The following is a 17,309-nucleotide window of genomic DNA, read 5'->3' as shown; positions in this document are numbered from 1 at the left end:
CTGGTTATTTAAACATATCCATTCCAGGAATATTTGGCATTCCAGCTTTGGCCGCTACTGCTAACTCTTGTTCGTTAATTTCACCAGCTCTTTGTAAAGCTTTGTTTAAAGTTAAAATTAAGTAGTCTTCTAATTCCTCTTTATCTTCTAATAAAGATTCATCTATGTTAATAGCTTTAATTTCTCTATTAGCGGTTACTGTAATTTTTATTTTTCCACCAGCTGATGATTCATCAATTAAAACAGTATTTAAACGTTTTTTTGTTTCTTCAACTTTTTGTTGGGCTTCTTGTAATTTCCCCATCATACCCGAAATATCTCCAAACATTTATCTTTTATTTATAGTTTATTTGAAAACAAAAATAGCATTTTCACAAAGAATTTAGTTATGGTTAATAAAATGAAAAAGAATATGCTTTTTGCTATGGCTTTTAGTCTTATTTTTGCATCCTGCAAAAAGTAAGAAATGAAGAAAGATATAAAAGCTCCAGTAGCTGAAAAGCAACCAATTACTTTAGAGAAACACGGTGATGTACGTACAGATAATTATTTTTGGATGCGTTTAACCGATAAGCAAAAAAACGCTAAAGAAAAAGATGAGCAAACGCAAAAAGTATACGATTACTTAAATGCCGAAAATACATTTTATGATGAAATGACTGCTGAAACGAAAGATTTTCAAGAGCAATTATTTCAAGAAATGAAAGGTCGTATTAAGGAAGATGATGAATCTGTACCTTATAAAAAGAATGGGTATTTCTATATTACTCGTTTCGAAAAAGGGCAACAGTATCCGATTTATAGCCGTAAAAAAGGAAGTTTAAGTGCTGAAGAGGAAATAATGTTTAACGTAAATGATGAGGCGAAAGGATATGAGTATTTTCAATTAGGAGGTTTAGGAATTTCACCAAATAATAAATTAACAACATTTGCTGTAGATACTGTTAGTCGTCGTCAATACACGATTCAAATTAAAAATTTAGAAAACGGTAAAGTTCACGCAGATAAAATTGAAAATACCACAGGAGGTTCTGTTTGGGCGAATGATAACAAAACAATTTATTATACAAAACAAGACCCGCAGACTCTGCGTAGTTCAAAAATTTACAAACATATCTTAGGTACCGATGCTTCTGAAGATATTTTAGTTTTTGAAGAAAAAGATGAAACGTTCGGAACTTTTGTTACTAAAACAAAGTCTAAAAAATATATAGTAATCGGTTCATATAACACTGTATCTACAGAATATCAAGTATTAGAAGCTGATAATTCTGAAGGTGAGTTTAGAATGATTCAACCACGTGAACGCAATTTGGAATATGATATAGCTCATTATGGAGATCATTTTTATATTAAAACCAATAAAGACGGAGCAACTAACTTTAAGTTGATGAAAACTCCTGAAAATAAAACTTCAAAAGAAAATTGGATAGATGTAATTCCACATAGAGAAGATACTTTATTTGAAGATTTTTCAATTTTTAAAGATTACTTAGTTTTAGAAGAAAGGAATGAAGGGTTGAATAAAATTAGAATTAAACGTTGGGATAATTCAGAAGATTATTATTTACCGTTTGATGAAGAAACATATTCAGCAGGAGTATATGCGAACCCAGAGTTTGATACTGATATAATTCGTTATTCATACAATTCTATGACTACTCCAAGTTCAGTGATTGATTTTAATATGAAAGATCAATCTAAAGAAATTAAAAAGGAACAAGAAGTTTTAGGAGGGAAGTTTAATAAAGAGAATTATGTAAGTGAACGTATTTGGGTTCCAACACGTGATGGTAAAAAAGTAGCCCTATCTATTGTACGTCATAAAGAAACCAAAGTAGATAATTCAACGCCAATTTTACAATATGCATATGGATCATATGGATATACAGTAAACGACGGATTTTCAACTACCCGTTTAAGTTTGTTAGATCGTGGATTTATTTTTGCTTTAGCGCATATTCGTGGAAGTCAATACTTAGGACGAGATTGGTACGAAGATGGGAAAATGTTGAACAAGAAAAATACTTTTAACGATTTTGTTGATTGTTCTAAATATCTAATTAAGAACAATTATACTTCACCAGAGCATTTATATGCTATGGGAGGTTCAGCAGGAGGATTATTAATGGGAGCAATTATTAACATGAACTCTGAATTATATAACGGAATTATTGCAGCTGTACCATTTGTAGATGTAATTTCTACCATGTTAGATGATAGTATTCCGTTAACTACTGGTGAATATGATGAATGGGGAAATCCGAATGACAAAGAGTATTATGATTATATTAAATCATATTCTCCTTACGATCAAGTTGAAGCGAAAGCATATCCAAATATGTTAATTACAACAGGTTTACATGATAGTCAAGTGCAATATTGGGAGCCTGCAAAATGGGTTGCAAAATTAAGAGATGTAAAAACAGATAATAATAAATTGTTTTTGCATACAAACATGGATGCAGGTCATGGAGGAGCTTCTGGTAGATTTGATGCCTTAAAAGAAACTGCAGAAGAGTATACTTTCTTATTAATGTTAGAAGACAAGTTAGATAAATAATTATATTTTTGCCCTAGATTGAGGGAGACGTCATTTTAAGATTGATGTAGTAATCCTTTTTTGAAATGATGCTTTTTATTAAAATAGAGAATGAGAAACCAGGATATAGCAAATAGTATATTAGATTTAGTAGGGCAAACACCAATTGTTAAACTACAAAGAATAACTAAAGATTTGCCAGGTGATTTTTATGCAAAAGTTGAAGCGTTTAATCCTGGGCATTCTGCTAAAGATAGAATTGCATTACATATTGTAGAAAATGCAGAGAAAAAAGGAATTCTTACTCCTGGAGATACTATTGTAGAAACGACTTCGGGTAATACTGGATTTAGTTTAGCTATGATCGCTTTAGTAAAAGGTTATAAATGTATTTTGGCTGTAAGTGATAAATCATCTCAAAATAAAATTGATGTTTTAAAAACAATGGGAGCTGAGGTACATGTATGTCCAGCAAATGTTGCGGCAGATGATCCTCGTTCGTATTACGAAACAGCAAAGAGAATTCATAAAGAAACTCCAAATTCTATTTATATTAATCAATATTTTAATGAGCTAAATATTGAAGCACATTACCATACAACAGGACCTGAAATTTGGAAGCAAACTCAAGGCAAGGTAACGCATATAATTGTTGCTAGTGGAACCGGAGGAACTATTTCTGGGACTGGAAGGTATTTAAAAGAACAAAATCCAGAGATACAAATTTTGGGAGTTGATGCTATTGGTTCGGTAATTAAAAAATACCATGAAACTCGTGAGCTTGATGAAAGCGAAATATCACCTTATAAAATAGAAGGTTTAGGTAAAAATTTAGTGCCAGGAGCAACAGATTTTGATGTTGTAGATGTATATGAAAAAGTTTCAGATAAAGAAGCCGCTTTAGCTTCAAGAGAGCTGGTACAAGAAGAAGGTTTATTCTGTGGTTATACTTCTGGAGCTGTAATTCAAGCAACAAAACAATATGCAGAAAAAGGTATTTTTAATGAAAATAGTTTTGTGGTAGTTATTTTACCAGACCACGGTATTCGTTATATGGATAAAATTTATTCAGACACTTGGATGAAAGAACAAGGCTTTTTAGAGTAATTTTTTTTGTAATTTAGTTTGATGTAAATACTGTATTTAAAAGAACTAAATGGCTATAGAAAATATTCCTGAATCGTATATGAAAAATCAAGAAAGCATTCCTGATTTATTTGTGTACGATTTTAAAATGACCGAAGATATTATTAAAACGAAGGTCAATTTAAATAGACATATATTTAGTTTTCTTCAAACAGGAAAAAAACAAGTTCATTTTGCTGATACTTCTGTTTTAGTAGATAATAGTCAATCATTACTTTTAAAAAAAGGAAACTGCCTTTGGAGTGAGCTGTTAGATACTGAAGAAACATATTACTGCAAACTTTTCTTTTTTTCAGAAAAACGCTTAAAAGAGTTTATTCAAAAGCATATAAAAGAGAATCAAGAACATAAAGAAGCAATTTCTTATTTTGTTATAGAAAACGATTCGTATTTCGATTCATACCTAAATTCATTATCAACTATAATGGATGCTCCTGTTGGTTTTATGGATACTTTATTAACTGTTAAGTTCGAAGAGCTTTTATTATATTTAATTAATAAATATGGAGTTAAGTTTGAAAACTATTTATTGTCCTTAATAACAGAAGAAAAATCTCCACTAAAAAAAGTAGTAGAGAAAAACGTTTATACTTCACTTACGTTAGAAGAAATTGCTTTTTTGTGTAATATGAGCCTTTCAACCTTTAAGAGACATTTTATAAAAGAATTTGAAGTTTCTCCCGGTAGATGGTTTCGTGATAAAAGATTGTTAAAAGCTAAAGAATTAATATTAAGAGAGGGTTTAAAATCGTCAGAGGTGTATTTTGATTTGGGCTACAATAATTTATCTAACTTTAGTAGTGCTTTTAAGAATAAATTTGGGGTAAATCCCTCAGAAATCTAAATAATAATATTTTATTTTTATTGAAAATCAGGTGATAAATTGAATGTTGAGTTAGTTTGACCTTTTTTCATAACTGATTGAGCTTTTCTAGTAACTCGTTATCTGAATCGTCAAACTAAATTTGCAGTATCATTAATAAATCAATAAAAATAAAATATTATGAATATTACATTAGAGCAAGCAGAAAAGATTATAGTAGCTGCAAAAGCTAAATCAATAGAAATTAATACGAAGATGAACATTGCTGTAGTTGATTCAGGAGCAAACTTAGTAGCCTTTGCACGTATGGATGGAGCGTGGTTAGGTTCGTTAGATATCTCTATTAAAAAAGCAAAAACTTCTCGCTTCTTTGATATGAATACGGGTGTTATTGGTGAGTTATCTCAACCAGGAGGAGCTTTATATAATATAGAACACTCTAATAATGGATTAATTACTTTTCCTGGAGGTGTACCATTAAAAGATGCTAACGGAAATGTAATTGGTGCTGTAGGGGTAAGTGGTAGTTCTGTAGAGAACGATCATACTGTAGCTGAAGCTGGTGCAAACGCAATCTAATTATATAACAAAATTTATAAGGGGTAGCAATTGCTGCCCCTTTTTTATGAAATAACCATCTAGTTTGGTATTGGCACCTAATATATTAGCTATTTCGCGAGCTACACTCGGCTTTTCGGCGATACAAACTTTCATTATATGGAGTCCATATGGACAATTATTAATTATCTAAATACTTATAAATTAAGTACAAATATTACATCTCTGTAATTATTAATTAAAGTATTTGTAATACAATTTAGAAATTCGAAATTAGTGAAATATTATAGAAGTTATAAATGTTAATTTGGAATAAAAATTAAGGGTTTTCGATAGCTATTGTTAGCAATAGTTATTTTTGATATACACATTTAGTGTCTTCTTCAAATCCTCCCATTGTATCACAAGTTTTTATTAGTTTTCCTTTATTATAATATTTTCTCTTAGTGAACTTTCCTTTTTCTATATAAGTTTCAGCTTTATCGAAACCGAAAAAATCATAAAAGACTCTTGCTAAACCAGAAATTTTCTCTCCATCTTTAAAATATAGTTTAGAAATTAGTTTTCCATCTTTTCTGTATTTAATATGTAATTTTTGTTTTAGTCCGTAAATATCAATTAAATTTATAGTGTCTCCTTTTACAATTTCAAATGTAGCTTTGTCTCTTTTAATTTTAAATTGATGTTCAGATTCTTCAATTATCTTACTATTTAAAGTCACAATAAATTTCTCTAATTCAATGTTTTTTATCAAATAGTTGAGTTTGTATACGCACTCACATTCTGTAATTTCTTCAATATGAGTGGCTTTTTCAATCACTTGAATAGAATCATTTTTTACAATAATTTTTGTAATTGGTTCTATGAAATCTCTTTTTGTATGATGAATTAGGTTTAAAGTATCGTTTTTAACTTCAATTTCTCCAATCTCAGTATTATCACAGCTAGTTGTTGTTAAAACACTAATATTTAAAATATCATTAATTAATTCTTTATTAATTATTCTGGAGTTAACTTTATTAATGTTTTCAAAGTATATCTCTTCACATTTACTTGAAGTGTATTCAACTAATTTTATTTTCTCTTGAGAATAAGAACTCGAAAAGGTAAAGATTAATAAAAGTGTAAATATTTTTTTCAATACGGCGGAGTTGTTTTAATGATTAATATTTAACGTTAGCGAAAGTTATTTGTTTTTGGTTAAGAATCAAACTAAACTTATTCTTTAGCTAATAGATTAACAAAAGCTTCAAACTCATTTTTAAAACCAATATATTTTTGTCCTGTTGCTGGTCCGTTAAAGCCTGTGTGTATTTTACGTACAATTCCTTTTTTATCAATAAATATAGTTGTTGGATAGGAAAGAATATGATTTAGCATTGGTAGCTTTTTAGCAGCTTCCTTTTTATCAGAACCTCCGTATTGTGCTAATAGTATTGGATAATTAATGCCTAATCTATCTTTTAATCTATTAATTTTTTCGAAAGCTTTTTTTTGGGTTTTATCTATTTCAAAAGCCAAAGCAACAAATTCAATATTCTTGTTAGGATTATTTTTCAAATACTCCACATAATATTTGCTTTCATCTAAACAATTTGGGCACCAAGTTCCCATAATTTGTACAATAGTTACTTTGTTTTTAAAACGTTCATCGCTATATGAAACTAGCTTACCAGATTCATCAGGAAATGAAAAATTAAAAGTTTTAAATCCTTCGTTTAAAGAAGTTAATTTATTTTCATCTGGTAACTCATAACTATTATTTAGTTTGGCTACAAATGGTTCTTTCCAATGATTACCAGAATAAAAATTACCCGTCATGGTAGAATCGGTAACTTTAGCAGTGAATAAGAATGCATGCGCACCATCAAAAGTTGAAAGCTTTAAAGAATCTCCATCAACAACACCTTCTAAATAACGGTAATCACCGGTAGTTGTTCTAAAAGTTCCTGTTACTTTATTTTCAATCTGTTTAAAAATACCTTTGGCTATATAGCGATCTTCTTTTGAATTTGGACTAAAAACAGTTTCCCAATTTCCATTAATGTTAACAGAAGCATCTTTATTCATTTTAAATCTGGTGTTGTCATGACCTTCAGCTTTAAAAGGAACTATTCTATTTAAACTAGGCTTTATAAAATATCCATTTAAAGATTCTTCGTTTGTAATTTTGGCTACTATATAGCCCTCGAAAACTGGAGTTTGAATATAAATAGAATCGTTTTTATAAGTGATTTCATCTACTTCGATAATCTCATCTGCATTATAAATTTCAATTAAAGTATCATTCTTAACATTAAAAATAAATGGTAATTCTTGATTGTCTTGAATTTTTAAAACAGCTCTATACGTTCCTAACTCTAAGGTTCGAGGTTGTTGTTTAGTACACGAAATAAAAATAGCAAGTACGATAAAAGTAATATAGTATCTCATAATAAATGTGTGATTTAAAAACCTCTTTGTCGTTTTGCTTCAAAGGTTAAAATAGCAGCAGCAACCGAAACATTCATAGAATCTATTTCTCCTTGCATAGGTATGTTGATGTTTTGAGTGGCTTTATCTCGCCAAATTTGAGTTATTCCAGTAGCTTCTGTACCAACTACTAAAGCGGTTGCTTGCGTGTAATCGTTTTTATGATATTGATTTGAGTTTTGCAGGGTAGCACTATAAATATTGATATTCTTAGCTTGTAAAAAATCAATCATTTCTTCTGATGAACCCACAGCGATTTGATTAGTGAAAACGCAGCCAACACTTGAACGGATAATATTAGGATTGAATAAATCGGATTTTGGGTCAGCAATAAAAACAGCATCTACATTAGCAGCATCGGCAGTACGAAGTATAGCACCAATATTTCCAGGCTTTTCAATTCCTTCTAATACCAAAATAAGTGGAGTAGAGGTGTTAAAATTAACAGTATCTAAACTAAATTTTTTAGATTTTACAACAGCAATAACACCTTCGGTAGTATCACGATATGCTAGTTTTTGATATACTTCTTTGGTAATTTCAATACATTGTGAAGTGTGTTGCTGAATTTGATTTAAATTTTCTTTAGAAAACATTTCAGGAACAAACAGCATAGTGTCTATCTGATAATTCCCTTTTATAGCTAAAGAAATTTCACGTTGACCTTCAATAATAAACAATCCTTTCTTTTTTCTTTCACGAGATTTATCTTGAAGCTTTAATAGGTCTTTTATATATGAATTCTGTGTACTACTAATTTGTTTCATAGCTACAAAAATACCCAATATTAGGTATTTTATTTTATAGTTTTTCGTTTAATATTTGCAATACAATATTGTATTAATAATTTAAACTTTGTGATTAAAAGTTAAGTAAGGGGATAATTTTTAACAGATTTGTTTGAATTAAAAAAGCTCGGTAGTTATACCGAGCTTTTTATTTATTTTTTATACTTGTTAGAATATCGCTTCCAAAGTTTTGTTTGATGCGTTTCTAAACTAATTTTTCTCCCTTGTATAAATGCATCGGTTAAAATATTAGTTCGCATATCTAAAGCATCACCTTTTGAGATAAATAGTGTTGCATCTTTACCAACTTCTAGAGTTCCTACTTTATCATCTATACCTAAGATTTTCGCGTTGTTTTGAGTGATTAACTGCAAAGCTTTTTCTTTACCTAAACCATAAGCAGCATAAGTACCTGCATAGAAAGGTAAATTACGAGTACTCATACGTTCCATATCGCCTTCCATACCTAAACCAATTAAGATACCAGCATCTGACAATATTTTTGCAGAACGGAATGGTAAATCATAATCTTCATCCTCGGTATTTGGTAAACGATGTGCACGTTCTAAAATTACAGGAATATTGTTCTTTTTTAATAAGTCAGCTACTTTTTCTGCTTCTTGACCATGAACAATAACAATGTTGTTAATTCCTAACTCTTTTAAAGTATTTACAGCATCAGTAATTCCTTTCTGTCCACCAACATGAACAAACATTTTTTGTGATCCGTTTAAAACTCCTTCTAAAGCATCATAAGGTAAAATCTTAGAAGATTTATTACCTTTTAAATAAGCTTTAGCATTATTAATGTATTCCTTAATTTTAGTAATACCTTTTTGATAATTTTTGTTAGGTTTTAATCCAGGGTCTTCTCCTAACCACCAGCGACCACGGCTAAAACTATTAGGCCAATTCATATGAACACCGTCATCAGTTTTTAAAGTAGCATCTTCCCAATTCCAAGCATCGAATTGTACTACTGATGAAGTACCAGAAATAACACCTCCTCTTGGAGTTATTTGTGCCATAAATACTCCGTTAGGACGCATACTTTCGATTACCTTACTCTCAGTATTATAAGCAATAATACTTCGAATATGAGGTAACATACTACCAACTTCATCAACATCTCTTGTTGCACGTACCGCATCAATTTCAGCTAAACCTAAAGAAGAGTTTGCTGCGATAAATCCTGGGTAGACATGTTTTTCTTTGGCATTGATAACAGTACCTTGACGTGCAATTTTCATATTAGCATTTCCTACGAAAGATATTTTTCCGTTAGAAAACATGATTAATGAGTTTTCTATTACTTGTCCGTTTCCTAAATGAGCAGTAGCACCTTCAATGCTATAATCTTGAGTTTGCTTAGGAGCTGGTGTTTGTTGTGCTACGATGTTTCCTAAAAATAAGAAACATAATAAACCATAAATTAAATTAATTTTCATGTTTGATATTTTTAAATTTTTATTCGGTATCACAGTGGAATAATTTTTTAGTTTTCTTTACAGGAGCTTGTGTTTTAGCACCTTTTAATTTTTCTTGTAACATCATATTAATCAGCTTAGAACGTTCTGATTTAATTGCTTTACGCTTTTCTTTATCTTTTTCGATATCGAAATAAACAGTACCATCAATAATTGTTTTTTCCGCTTTTGTATAGATTGATAAAGGATTACCACTCCATAAAACTACATCAGCATCTTTACCAACTTTAATGCTACCTGTACGATCATCTAGGTGCAATAATTTTGCAGGATTTATAGTTACGGTAGCCCAAGCATCTTGTTCAGACATGTCGCCATATTTTACCAACTTTGCAGCTTCTTGGTTTAAACGACGAGACATTTCTGCATCATCAGAGTTAATTGCAACGGTTACTCCTTGATTGTGCATAATTGCAGCGTTATAAGGAATTGCATCGTTAACCTCGTATTTATATGCCCACCAATCGGCAAATGTAGATCCACCAACTCCGTGTTTTTTCATTTTATCTGCTACTTTATATCCCTCTAAAATATGGGTAAATGTATTGATGTTAAAACCGAATTTTTCAGCAACTTTCATTAACATGTTTATTTCAGATTGCACGTAAGAGTGACAAGAAATAAAACGCTCTTTATTAATAATTTCAGCTAAAGTTTCTAACTCGATATCTTTACGATACGGTTGTCCACTTTTCTTTTTAGCATCGTATTCTTTTGCTCTTTGAAAGTAATCGATATAAACTTGTTCAACTCCCATACGAGTTTGTGGAAAACGTACTGTTTGCATATCTCCCCAGTTAGATTGCTTTACATTTTCACCTAAAGCAAACTTTATGAATTTAGGTGTGTTTTTATAAATTAACCCATCAGCATTTTCTCCCCACTTTAATTTTAAAATAGCAGAGCGACCACCAATAGGGTTCGCAGAACCGTGTAAAACTTGAATAGAAGTAACACCACCAGCAATGTTTCTATAAATATTAATATCGTCAGGATCTACAACATCTTCAATAGTAACCTCTGCAGTCGAGTTATGACCAGCTTCGTTTACTGCAGTTGTAGCAATATGTGAGTGTTCATCAATAATACCAGTAGTTAAGTACTTTCCTGTACCGTCTATAACCTTAGCTCCACGACTTGAAAGATTATTTCCGATTTGAGCAATTTTTCCATTTTTAATTAAAACATCAGTGTTGTTTAAAGTTTCTCCATTTTCTGAAGTCCAAACTGTAGCATTTTTAATTAAAATAGTTTCTTGTTGTGGTTTATTAAAGTTACCATAACCTATGTTTGGATACGAAACCGCAACTATTTCTGGAGTTTTTTCGCCTTTCTTTTTGTCATCTTTCTTTTTATCTTTTTTAGATTTAAAAACAGCTGACCAGTTAGATTCGTTTCCGTTATTATCAATAGCAGTACCTTTTAGCTGATTATTTTCGATAATACCAGATAAACGTGTAAAATCATCACCTTCTCTTAAAGTAATTGAAACCCAATTATCTTTAAAAGTAAACTTAGAATTTATTTTTTCTTCTCCTTTTTTTATTGATCCGGTTTGTTTTGCTCCTTTACCAGTAATAGCTAAATCATATGTTTTTCCGTTAATAGATAAAGTATAATCTCCTGTAATATCTTTAATATTCATTGGATTTATGATGTTTTTATCACCTTGTACCCAATTTTCATATAAAGTCGTTTTAGCATCAAAAATATCACCAGAAGTAATTAAGAAGTTAGCATAACTTCCTGCATTTAAATTACCAATTTTATTGTTTTTAAGAATATTTGCAGGAATGGTTGTTAAAGCTTCTAATGCTTTGGTTTTAGTTAAACCATACTTAATAGCTTTCTGTAAATTTCCTGTAAAGTCTTTTGCTTTTTTTAATTTATAAGTTGTTAAAGCAAAAGGAATATTGTTTTTTGCTAAAATTGAAGGATTTGCTGGCTCTTGGTTCCATTTACGCATATCGCTTAATGCTATCTTATCAGCTAAAAAAGCATCGCTAACATCGTATGCTTTTCTATAATTGATTGGGATGATAAAAGTTGCATTAGTGTTTTTAATGTCATTTATACGTTGGTATTCATCTCCGCCACCAACAATTGTATATTGAATTCCGAATTCGTCTCCAACTTTATCAGCACGTAAATCATCTAAGTAATTTCCGCCTCTAAAAATTTGAGGGAAATCTTTTTTATTATTTAAAGCTTCTAATGCTAAATCAGTATTCTTACTATTACCTTTAGCATACCAATCAGCATCCATATAAGCTTGTCTTAACAAAGCCATAGCTCCCATACGAGAAGTAGGGTAGGATTGGCGTGATTTTTTACTTTTACTAAAAGAAAGATAATTTCCTGATTGCTTATTTAATACTCTATAAGCATCTGTAGTATTCGGATTTAAAGCAACTAAAACTCCATTACCTTGCATAATTCCGTCTTCTAAATGTGTATTTACTGTTCCGAAACCAAGACTTAATAATTCTTTTGCTTTTTTTGCATCAAATTTAAAATCGTTGAAAGCATCAACATCTGGTCTTATATGATCGTTCCAGTAATATCCTTTTCTATTAGCATCGTATTGAGGACCTTTACCACGACCACTTTCTCTTTTAGGAGCAGTGATTCCGAAAGTTGAATAAGCATCAACAAAAGATGGATAAATAGTTTTTCCTTTTAGGTCGATAACTTCTGTACCATTGGGAATATTTACAGATTTACCTGAATTTACAACTTTACCATCTTTAATAAGTAAAGTTCCTTTTTTGATGATTTTACTAGGGCTAACATAAATTTTAGCGTTTGTAAAAGCATATAGTTTGTTTTTTGATGTTTTTACACCTGTATTACTCGGAAAGTATTCTTGCGAATAAATAGAGGATACACACAATAACAGTAGTATGAGTGTTTTTTTCATTTTAGGTTGGTTAATTATTTTTTTTAAAGGTATTTTAAAGGTATTTATTTGTGCTGAATTGACGTTTATTTTAACAAATAATTAAGAACTATTTAAGTGTCAGTTTTCCAATTTTTTGATGTCCAGATAACCAAGCAGAGTTACTATCTACAAACTGAATTGTATAATATGAGTCATTACTCACTTCGTTCCAAGTATGTCCTCCGTCATTAGAGAAAGAAACTCCTGTTTTGCCAACTGCAAAAACTTCTTTTCCGTTTGTATTTGGAACATACTGGACACAGCTTTTGTAATTAGGGTTTTGATTATCGGCTACAATAGTCCAAGTTTTACCACCATCTTTGGTAATAGCTTTGTTAGCACAATTGTCATTTGGTTTTGCGTAATTTCCTCCAATGGCAATTCCATTATTTTCATCATAAAAATCGATTGAGTATATTCCTTGCGGACCATCACCTTGGATTATAGGAGTATCATAAATCTCCCAAGTATTACCATAATCAGTAGATTTTAAAATTCTTGCTTTACTACCACCAGAAGCAATCCACACGGTTTTATTAATAATAGCAATGTTAGTATTACTAGCAGCAAAAAAAGCTTCTCCTTCTTCAAATAGAGGTAGTTTATCACATGATAGCTTTTTCCACGTGTTTCCTCCATCAGAAGTTAAAATAATTGAAGGACAATTTTCGGTAGGATCTCCAACAGCAATTCCGCGAACTCCATCAGGAAAGAATTTCATACTATCATAAAAAACTTTTTCGTGTTCTTCTTTGTAAACTAGTTTGGGACCATAAAAACCTATATTGTACAAAAGAGCTGGATTTGAAATAGATAAAATATAGGCACCATTTTTACTATAAGCAATGCTTCTAAAGTGAGGAAGTATAGAGTCTTGATATTTAATTGTAAAATTATCCCAAGTTTTACCTCCATTTAAAGTAGCTCCAAAATCTCCTTTAGATCCTGTATAATAAATAGAATCTGAGTTTATAACATGTATTGCTCTAATACTAGAACTATCTCTTTTAAATTCTATAATTTTAATGGAATCAATATTTCTAGGTTGGTATTCTTTTTTACAGGAATAAGAAATAATTACGACTAAAATTAAAAGTGAGAATCTCTTCATTTTTTTGATATTTTTACAGAACTAAAAATAGGTAAATCAAATTTAATTCATGAAAAAAGCGTTAGTAATTTCTGGAGGTGGAAGCAAAGGGGCATTTGCTGGTGGTGTTGCTCAATATTTAATGAAGCAAAAAGGAAAGAAATACGACATGTTTTTAGGAACTTCAACAGGTAGTTTAATGGTTTCTCATTTGGCATTAGGTATGGTGGATGAATTAAAAGAAATTTATACATCTGTAGATCAAAAAGCAATTTTTAGTAATAGTCCTTTTAAGATAAAAAAAGTAAATGGAGCTAAAGTAATTTCTATTCGACATAGAAATACTTTTTGGAATTTTTTAAATGGACGTAAGACTTTTGGTGAAAGTAAAAATCTAAGAAAACTCATAAAAAAGAGTGTTACTAAAAAAATGTATAACCGAATTAGAGAATCAAATAAAGATGTTGTAGTAACGGTATCTAATTTAACGGCAAATCAAATAGAATATAAATCTATTTTAGATTGTTCTTATGATGATTTTTGCGATTGGATTTGGGGTTCGTGTAATTATGTTCCTTTTATGAGTTTGTTAGAGAAAAATCATTGTCAATATGCCGATGGTGGTTTTGGAAGTTTAGTGCCAATTCGTGAAGCTATTTTGCGTGGAGCTAAAGAAGTAGATGCTATTATTTTAGCCACAGAGGTAACTCAAATTAATAGATTGCCAGCTAAGAACCCGTTTTCTTTAATGATGGATACGTTTGATTTTATGCTAGAAAATGTTGAGAAACATAATATTACTATTGGTAAGTTATCAGCAAAACAAAACGATGTTAAGTTAAATCTATATTATACACCAACAGTTTTAACCACAAATTCATTAGTTTTCGAAAAAGAGAAAATGAAAAAATGGTGGAAATCTGGTTATAAATATGCTAAAAAATTAAATGATGATAAGATGAGTGAGTTTAGACCAGAAATGATCGATAATCAAGAGATAGAAGAAGGTCTAGAAAATGCTTAGTATATGAAATTTGGAAAAGTAGATCATCCAGAATTAATAGATTTTTCGTTACCTAATACTCATCAAAGTACTGTTGATTTATTGAGTTCTTATGATAAAGTTGATGCTCCTAATGTATACGTTGGTTGTGCTAAATGGAATAAAGCAGATTTAAAAGGATTTTATCCTAGAGGAACAAAAGATGAATTAGAATATTATTCAAAACAATTTAACTCTATTGAGTTGAATGCTACTTTTTATCGTCAATTCCCGGCTGAACAATTTGAAAAATGGAAATTAAAGACTCCTGATAATTTTAAGTTTTTTCCAAAAATAGGGCAGGAAATAAGTCATTGGAAACGATTACAAGGAGTACAAGACACTGTAAATGTTTATTTAGATAATTCTGCACACTTACAAGAAAAACTAGGAACGATATTTTTACAAATGCATTCTAATTTTGGCCCTAAAAACTTTGATGCACTTCAAAATTTTGTAGTGAGTTGGCCTAAAGAAATTCCTTTAGCAATTGAACTTAGACATAAAGATTGGTATGAGGATAAAGCAATTTTTAACGACTATACTAAATTGTTTGAAGAGAATAATATAGCAAATGTTTTAGTGGATACAGCAGGAAGAAGAGATATGTTACATATGCGATTAACAAACAATGAAGCTTTTGTACGCTATGTTGGTGCTAATCATCCGTCAGATTATACTCGTTTAGATGATTGGGTTATGAGATTAAAAGAATGGAGAGATTTAGGTTTGCAAAACATTCATTTTTTTATCCATCAAAATTTAGAAGTAGAATCTCCTTTATTGGCAGCATACTTTATTAAAAAACTAAACAATGAGTTAGGAACTAAATTAAAAGTACCTAATGAAGAGAATAATCAACAAATGAGTTTACTTTAATGAGTATTAGGTAGTATTTGCTCAATAAAGACACCTCTATCGTTTTCTCTTTGAGGTCTTATTGAATTGTATAAATATTCAAAATTATTGACATTACATGTTGGATTTGCACCAACACTTCCTGTTGTAATGTAGTTTAATACTCTATTTAAAATAGGATCTGTATTATCTCCTAAAATACCAAGATTTAAAGCATCTTCATTTTGGCAAAGAGACATATTTACAGTAATACCATCATTATATGTTTGATTATCTTTATTAAAATATGTTAAGGCAACAGGTTGTAAAGCAAACGTATGGTTGTTGTTTTTATTTAAAAAGTTATAATCTTCCGAATTATATAGAGTAATTAATCCTTTGTTTTGTCCTGCTGTGTTATTTCCAATTACATGCACATTTATATGAGATTTTAAGCTATTAACAAGAAGTTCGATAGCAGAAGAGCCTCTAAAATTGTTTCCGTTTAAAATGATGTAAACATCAGTTAAATTAAGACTATTTATTAAAGTAGTAGGTGTTAATTTATCAGTAAATTTAGTTAATAGAGAGTCAGGTTGATTAGCTTCAAACCAAGGTTGTGCTTTTGAATTCCATTGTTCTCTTATAAAAACTTCATCTTTAAATTGACCTGTAATCATCGAACCAATTTTGGTGATGTTTTTAGCAAAACTACCTCCTCCGATATTATACCTTAAATCTAAAACTAATTGATTTACTGATTGATTTTTAAAATTTAAAAAAGTATTATTTAAATCATTTAAATAGTTAGTAGAAAAATCATTGTTATACATTAAATATGCGATATTGTTCGCTCCATTATTAATTACTGATTCCATAAAAATAGGAGAGTAATCATGATTTAATTTTTCTAAAGCTACATTTTTTGCATTTGGGGTAATTGTAACTCCATTAAAATCAGCCATATTTAGCGTAAAGTTATTTGAGCCATTTATTAATAAAGATTCAAAATTTCCTCTTGTTAATTGAGTGTTATCTACGGCATAGAAAAACTCACCTCTAGCTATATTTTTGGTTGAAGCATCAGAGTTTGGCAAAATATGAGTTACATAGCCAATTACATTGTCGACATTTCCTGGTTCGGCAATAATACCAAATTCAAGACCATTAGTTGTACTATTTCTTATAACTGGAGTTGTGATGGTATTAAGATCATCAACTAGTCTAGATAAAGTATCATTAGCAACCAATAAACTATTAAATAAATTATTTGGATCGTTAAAACCTGATAAGTAACTATATAATTCTTGATCATTATTAAAACGTCTATCAGATAAATCAGGAATTTGATCTTGCCACAAATAGTATGCATTTAATCCTTTCCAAACAAAATCCTGTACTTCAATATTAGCAGGTGTATCATCTTTACTACTGCAAGAAATAATTAATATTGAAAAAAATAAAATAAGAGTTGTTTTAAATAATTTCATAAGGAATATATTAGTAATAATACCAACGCAATTTAATCAATAATATTATTTTTTTTATAATTGATGTAACAAACTTGAAACTACTTCGTCGTA

General features: G+C 30.0%; 14 protein-coding genes. 6 read left to right on the top strand and 8 right to left on the bottom strand.

Going from position 1 to position 17,309, the window contains the following annotated elements:
• Nucleotides 1-4: 4 nt before the first annotated feature.
• Nucleotides 5-328 carry a YbaB/EbfC family nucleoid-associated protein gene (locus H3Z83_RS01440; protein ID WP_182123702.1) on the bottom strand — a complete coding sequence of 108 codons (324 nt, stop codon included), beginning with the start codon at nucleotides 326-328 and terminating at the stop codon, nucleotides 5-7.
• Between the two features lie 138 nt (nucleotides 329-466).
• Between H3Z83_RS01440 and H3Z83_RS01435 the strand changes: the two genes are divergently transcribed.
• The 4 genes from H3Z83_RS01435 (at nucleotide 467) to H3Z83_RS01420 (ending at nucleotide 5,090) form a co-directional block, all read left to right on the top strand.
• Nucleotides 467-2,563: a S9 family peptidase gene (locus tag H3Z83_RS01435; protein WP_182123701.1), complete on the top strand. Its 2,097-nt coding sequence runs from the start codon at nucleotides 467-469 to the stop codon at nucleotides 2,561-2,563.
• 90 nt (nucleotides 2,564-2,653) lie between these two features.
• Entirely contained in the window at nucleotides 2,654-3,649 is a 996-nt protein-coding gene (locus tag H3Z83_RS01430) for a PLP-dependent cysteine synthase family protein (RefSeq protein WP_182123700.1), read from the top strand.
• A 49-nt stretch (nucleotides 3,650-3,698) separates the two neighbouring features.
• The gene (locus tag H3Z83_RS01425) at nucleotides 3,699-4,532 is read left to right on the top strand and encodes a helix-turn-helix domain-containing protein (protein WP_182123699.1); all 834 of its coding nucleotides are present in this window, start codon (nucleotides 3,699-3,701) and stop codon (nucleotides 4,530-4,532) included.
• A 159-nt stretch (nucleotides 4,533-4,691) separates the two neighbouring features.
• The gene (locus H3Z83_RS01420) at nucleotides 4,692-5,090 is read left to right on the top strand and encodes a GlcG/HbpS family heme-binding protein (RefSeq protein WP_182123698.1); all 399 of its coding nucleotides are present in this window, start codon (nucleotides 4,692-4,694) and stop codon (nucleotides 5,088-5,090) included.
• A 331-nt stretch (nucleotides 5,091-5,421) separates the two neighbouring features.
• On the opposite strand, the gene H3Z83_RS01415 is transcribed toward H3Z83_RS01420, so the two are convergent.
• The 6 genes from H3Z83_RS01415 to H3Z83_RS01390 all read right to left on the bottom strand — a co-directional run bounded on the left by H3Z83_RS01415 (nucleotide 5,422) and on the right by H3Z83_RS01390 (nucleotide 13,868).
• Nucleotides 5,422-6,210, bottom strand: coding sequence for a hypothetical protein (locus tag H3Z83_RS01415; RefSeq protein ID WP_182123697.1), 789 nt, complete (start codon nucleotides 6,208-6,210; stop codon nucleotides 5,422-5,424).
• 77 nt (nucleotides 6,211-6,287) lie between these two features.
• Entirely contained in the window at nucleotides 6,288-7,502 is a 1,215-nt protein-coding gene (locus H3Z83_RS01410) for a peroxiredoxin family protein (protein WP_182123696.1), read from the bottom strand.
• 14 nt (nucleotides 7,503-7,516) lie between these two features.
• The gene (locus tag H3Z83_RS01405) at nucleotides 7,517-8,308 is read right to left on the bottom strand and encodes a TrmH family RNA methyltransferase (protein WP_182123695.1); all 792 of its coding nucleotides are present in this window, start codon (nucleotides 8,306-8,308) and stop codon (nucleotides 7,517-7,519) included.
• Nucleotides 8,309-8,481: 173 nt separating this feature from the next.
• Nucleotides 8,482-9,777, bottom strand: a complete 1,296-nt coding sequence (locus H3Z83_RS01400) for an amidohydrolase family protein (protein WP_182123694.1) — start codon at nucleotides 9,775-9,777, stop codon at nucleotides 8,482-8,484.
• Nucleotides 9,778-9,796: 19 nt separating this feature from the next.
• Nucleotides 9,797-12,736 (bottom strand): amidohydrolase family protein, encoded by a 2,940-nt coding sequence (locus H3Z83_RS01395; protein ID WP_182123693.1) that lies wholly within the window; start codon nucleotides 12,734-12,736, stop codon nucleotides 9,797-9,799.
• A gap of 88 nt (nucleotides 12,737-12,824) precedes the next feature.
• On the bottom strand, nucleotides 12,825-13,868 hold the full coding sequence (locus H3Z83_RS01390) for a WD40/YVTN/BNR-like repeat-containing protein (RefSeq protein WP_182123692.1): 1,044 nt from the start codon (nucleotides 13,866-13,868) through the stop codon (nucleotides 12,825-12,827).
• 49 nt (nucleotides 13,869-13,917) lie between these two features.
• Between H3Z83_RS01390 and H3Z83_RS01385 the strand changes: the two genes are divergently transcribed.
• On the top strand, nucleotides 13,918-14,871 hold the full coding sequence (locus H3Z83_RS01385) for a patatin-like phospholipase family protein (protein ID WP_182123691.1): 954 nt from the start codon (nucleotides 13,918-13,920) through the stop codon (nucleotides 14,869-14,871).
• A gap of 3 nt (nucleotides 14,872-14,874) precedes the next feature.
• Nucleotides 14,875-15,768 (top strand): DUF72 domain-containing protein, encoded by an 894-nt coding sequence (locus H3Z83_RS01380; RefSeq protein WP_182123690.1) that lies wholly within the window; start codon nucleotides 14,875-14,877, stop codon nucleotides 15,766-15,768.
• Here H3Z83_RS01380 and H3Z83_RS01375 read toward each other — a convergent pair.
• Nucleotides 15,765-17,216, bottom strand: a complete 1,452-nt coding sequence (locus H3Z83_RS01375) for a S41 family peptidase (protein WP_182123689.1) — start codon at nucleotides 17,214-17,216, stop codon at nucleotides 15,765-15,767. The genes H3Z83_RS01380 and H3Z83_RS01375 overlap by 4 nt on opposite strands.
• Nucleotides 17,217-17,309: the final 93 nt, after the last annotated feature.

Source organism: Tenacibaculum pelagium, assembly GCF_014062345.1.
Lineage (GTDB): Bacteria > Bacteroidota > Bacteroidia > Flavobacteriales > Flavobacteriaceae > Polaribacter > Polaribacter pelagius.
The sequence above is the reverse complement of the archived record's forward strand: the minus strand, read 5'-3'. Positions and strand labels throughout refer to the sequence as shown.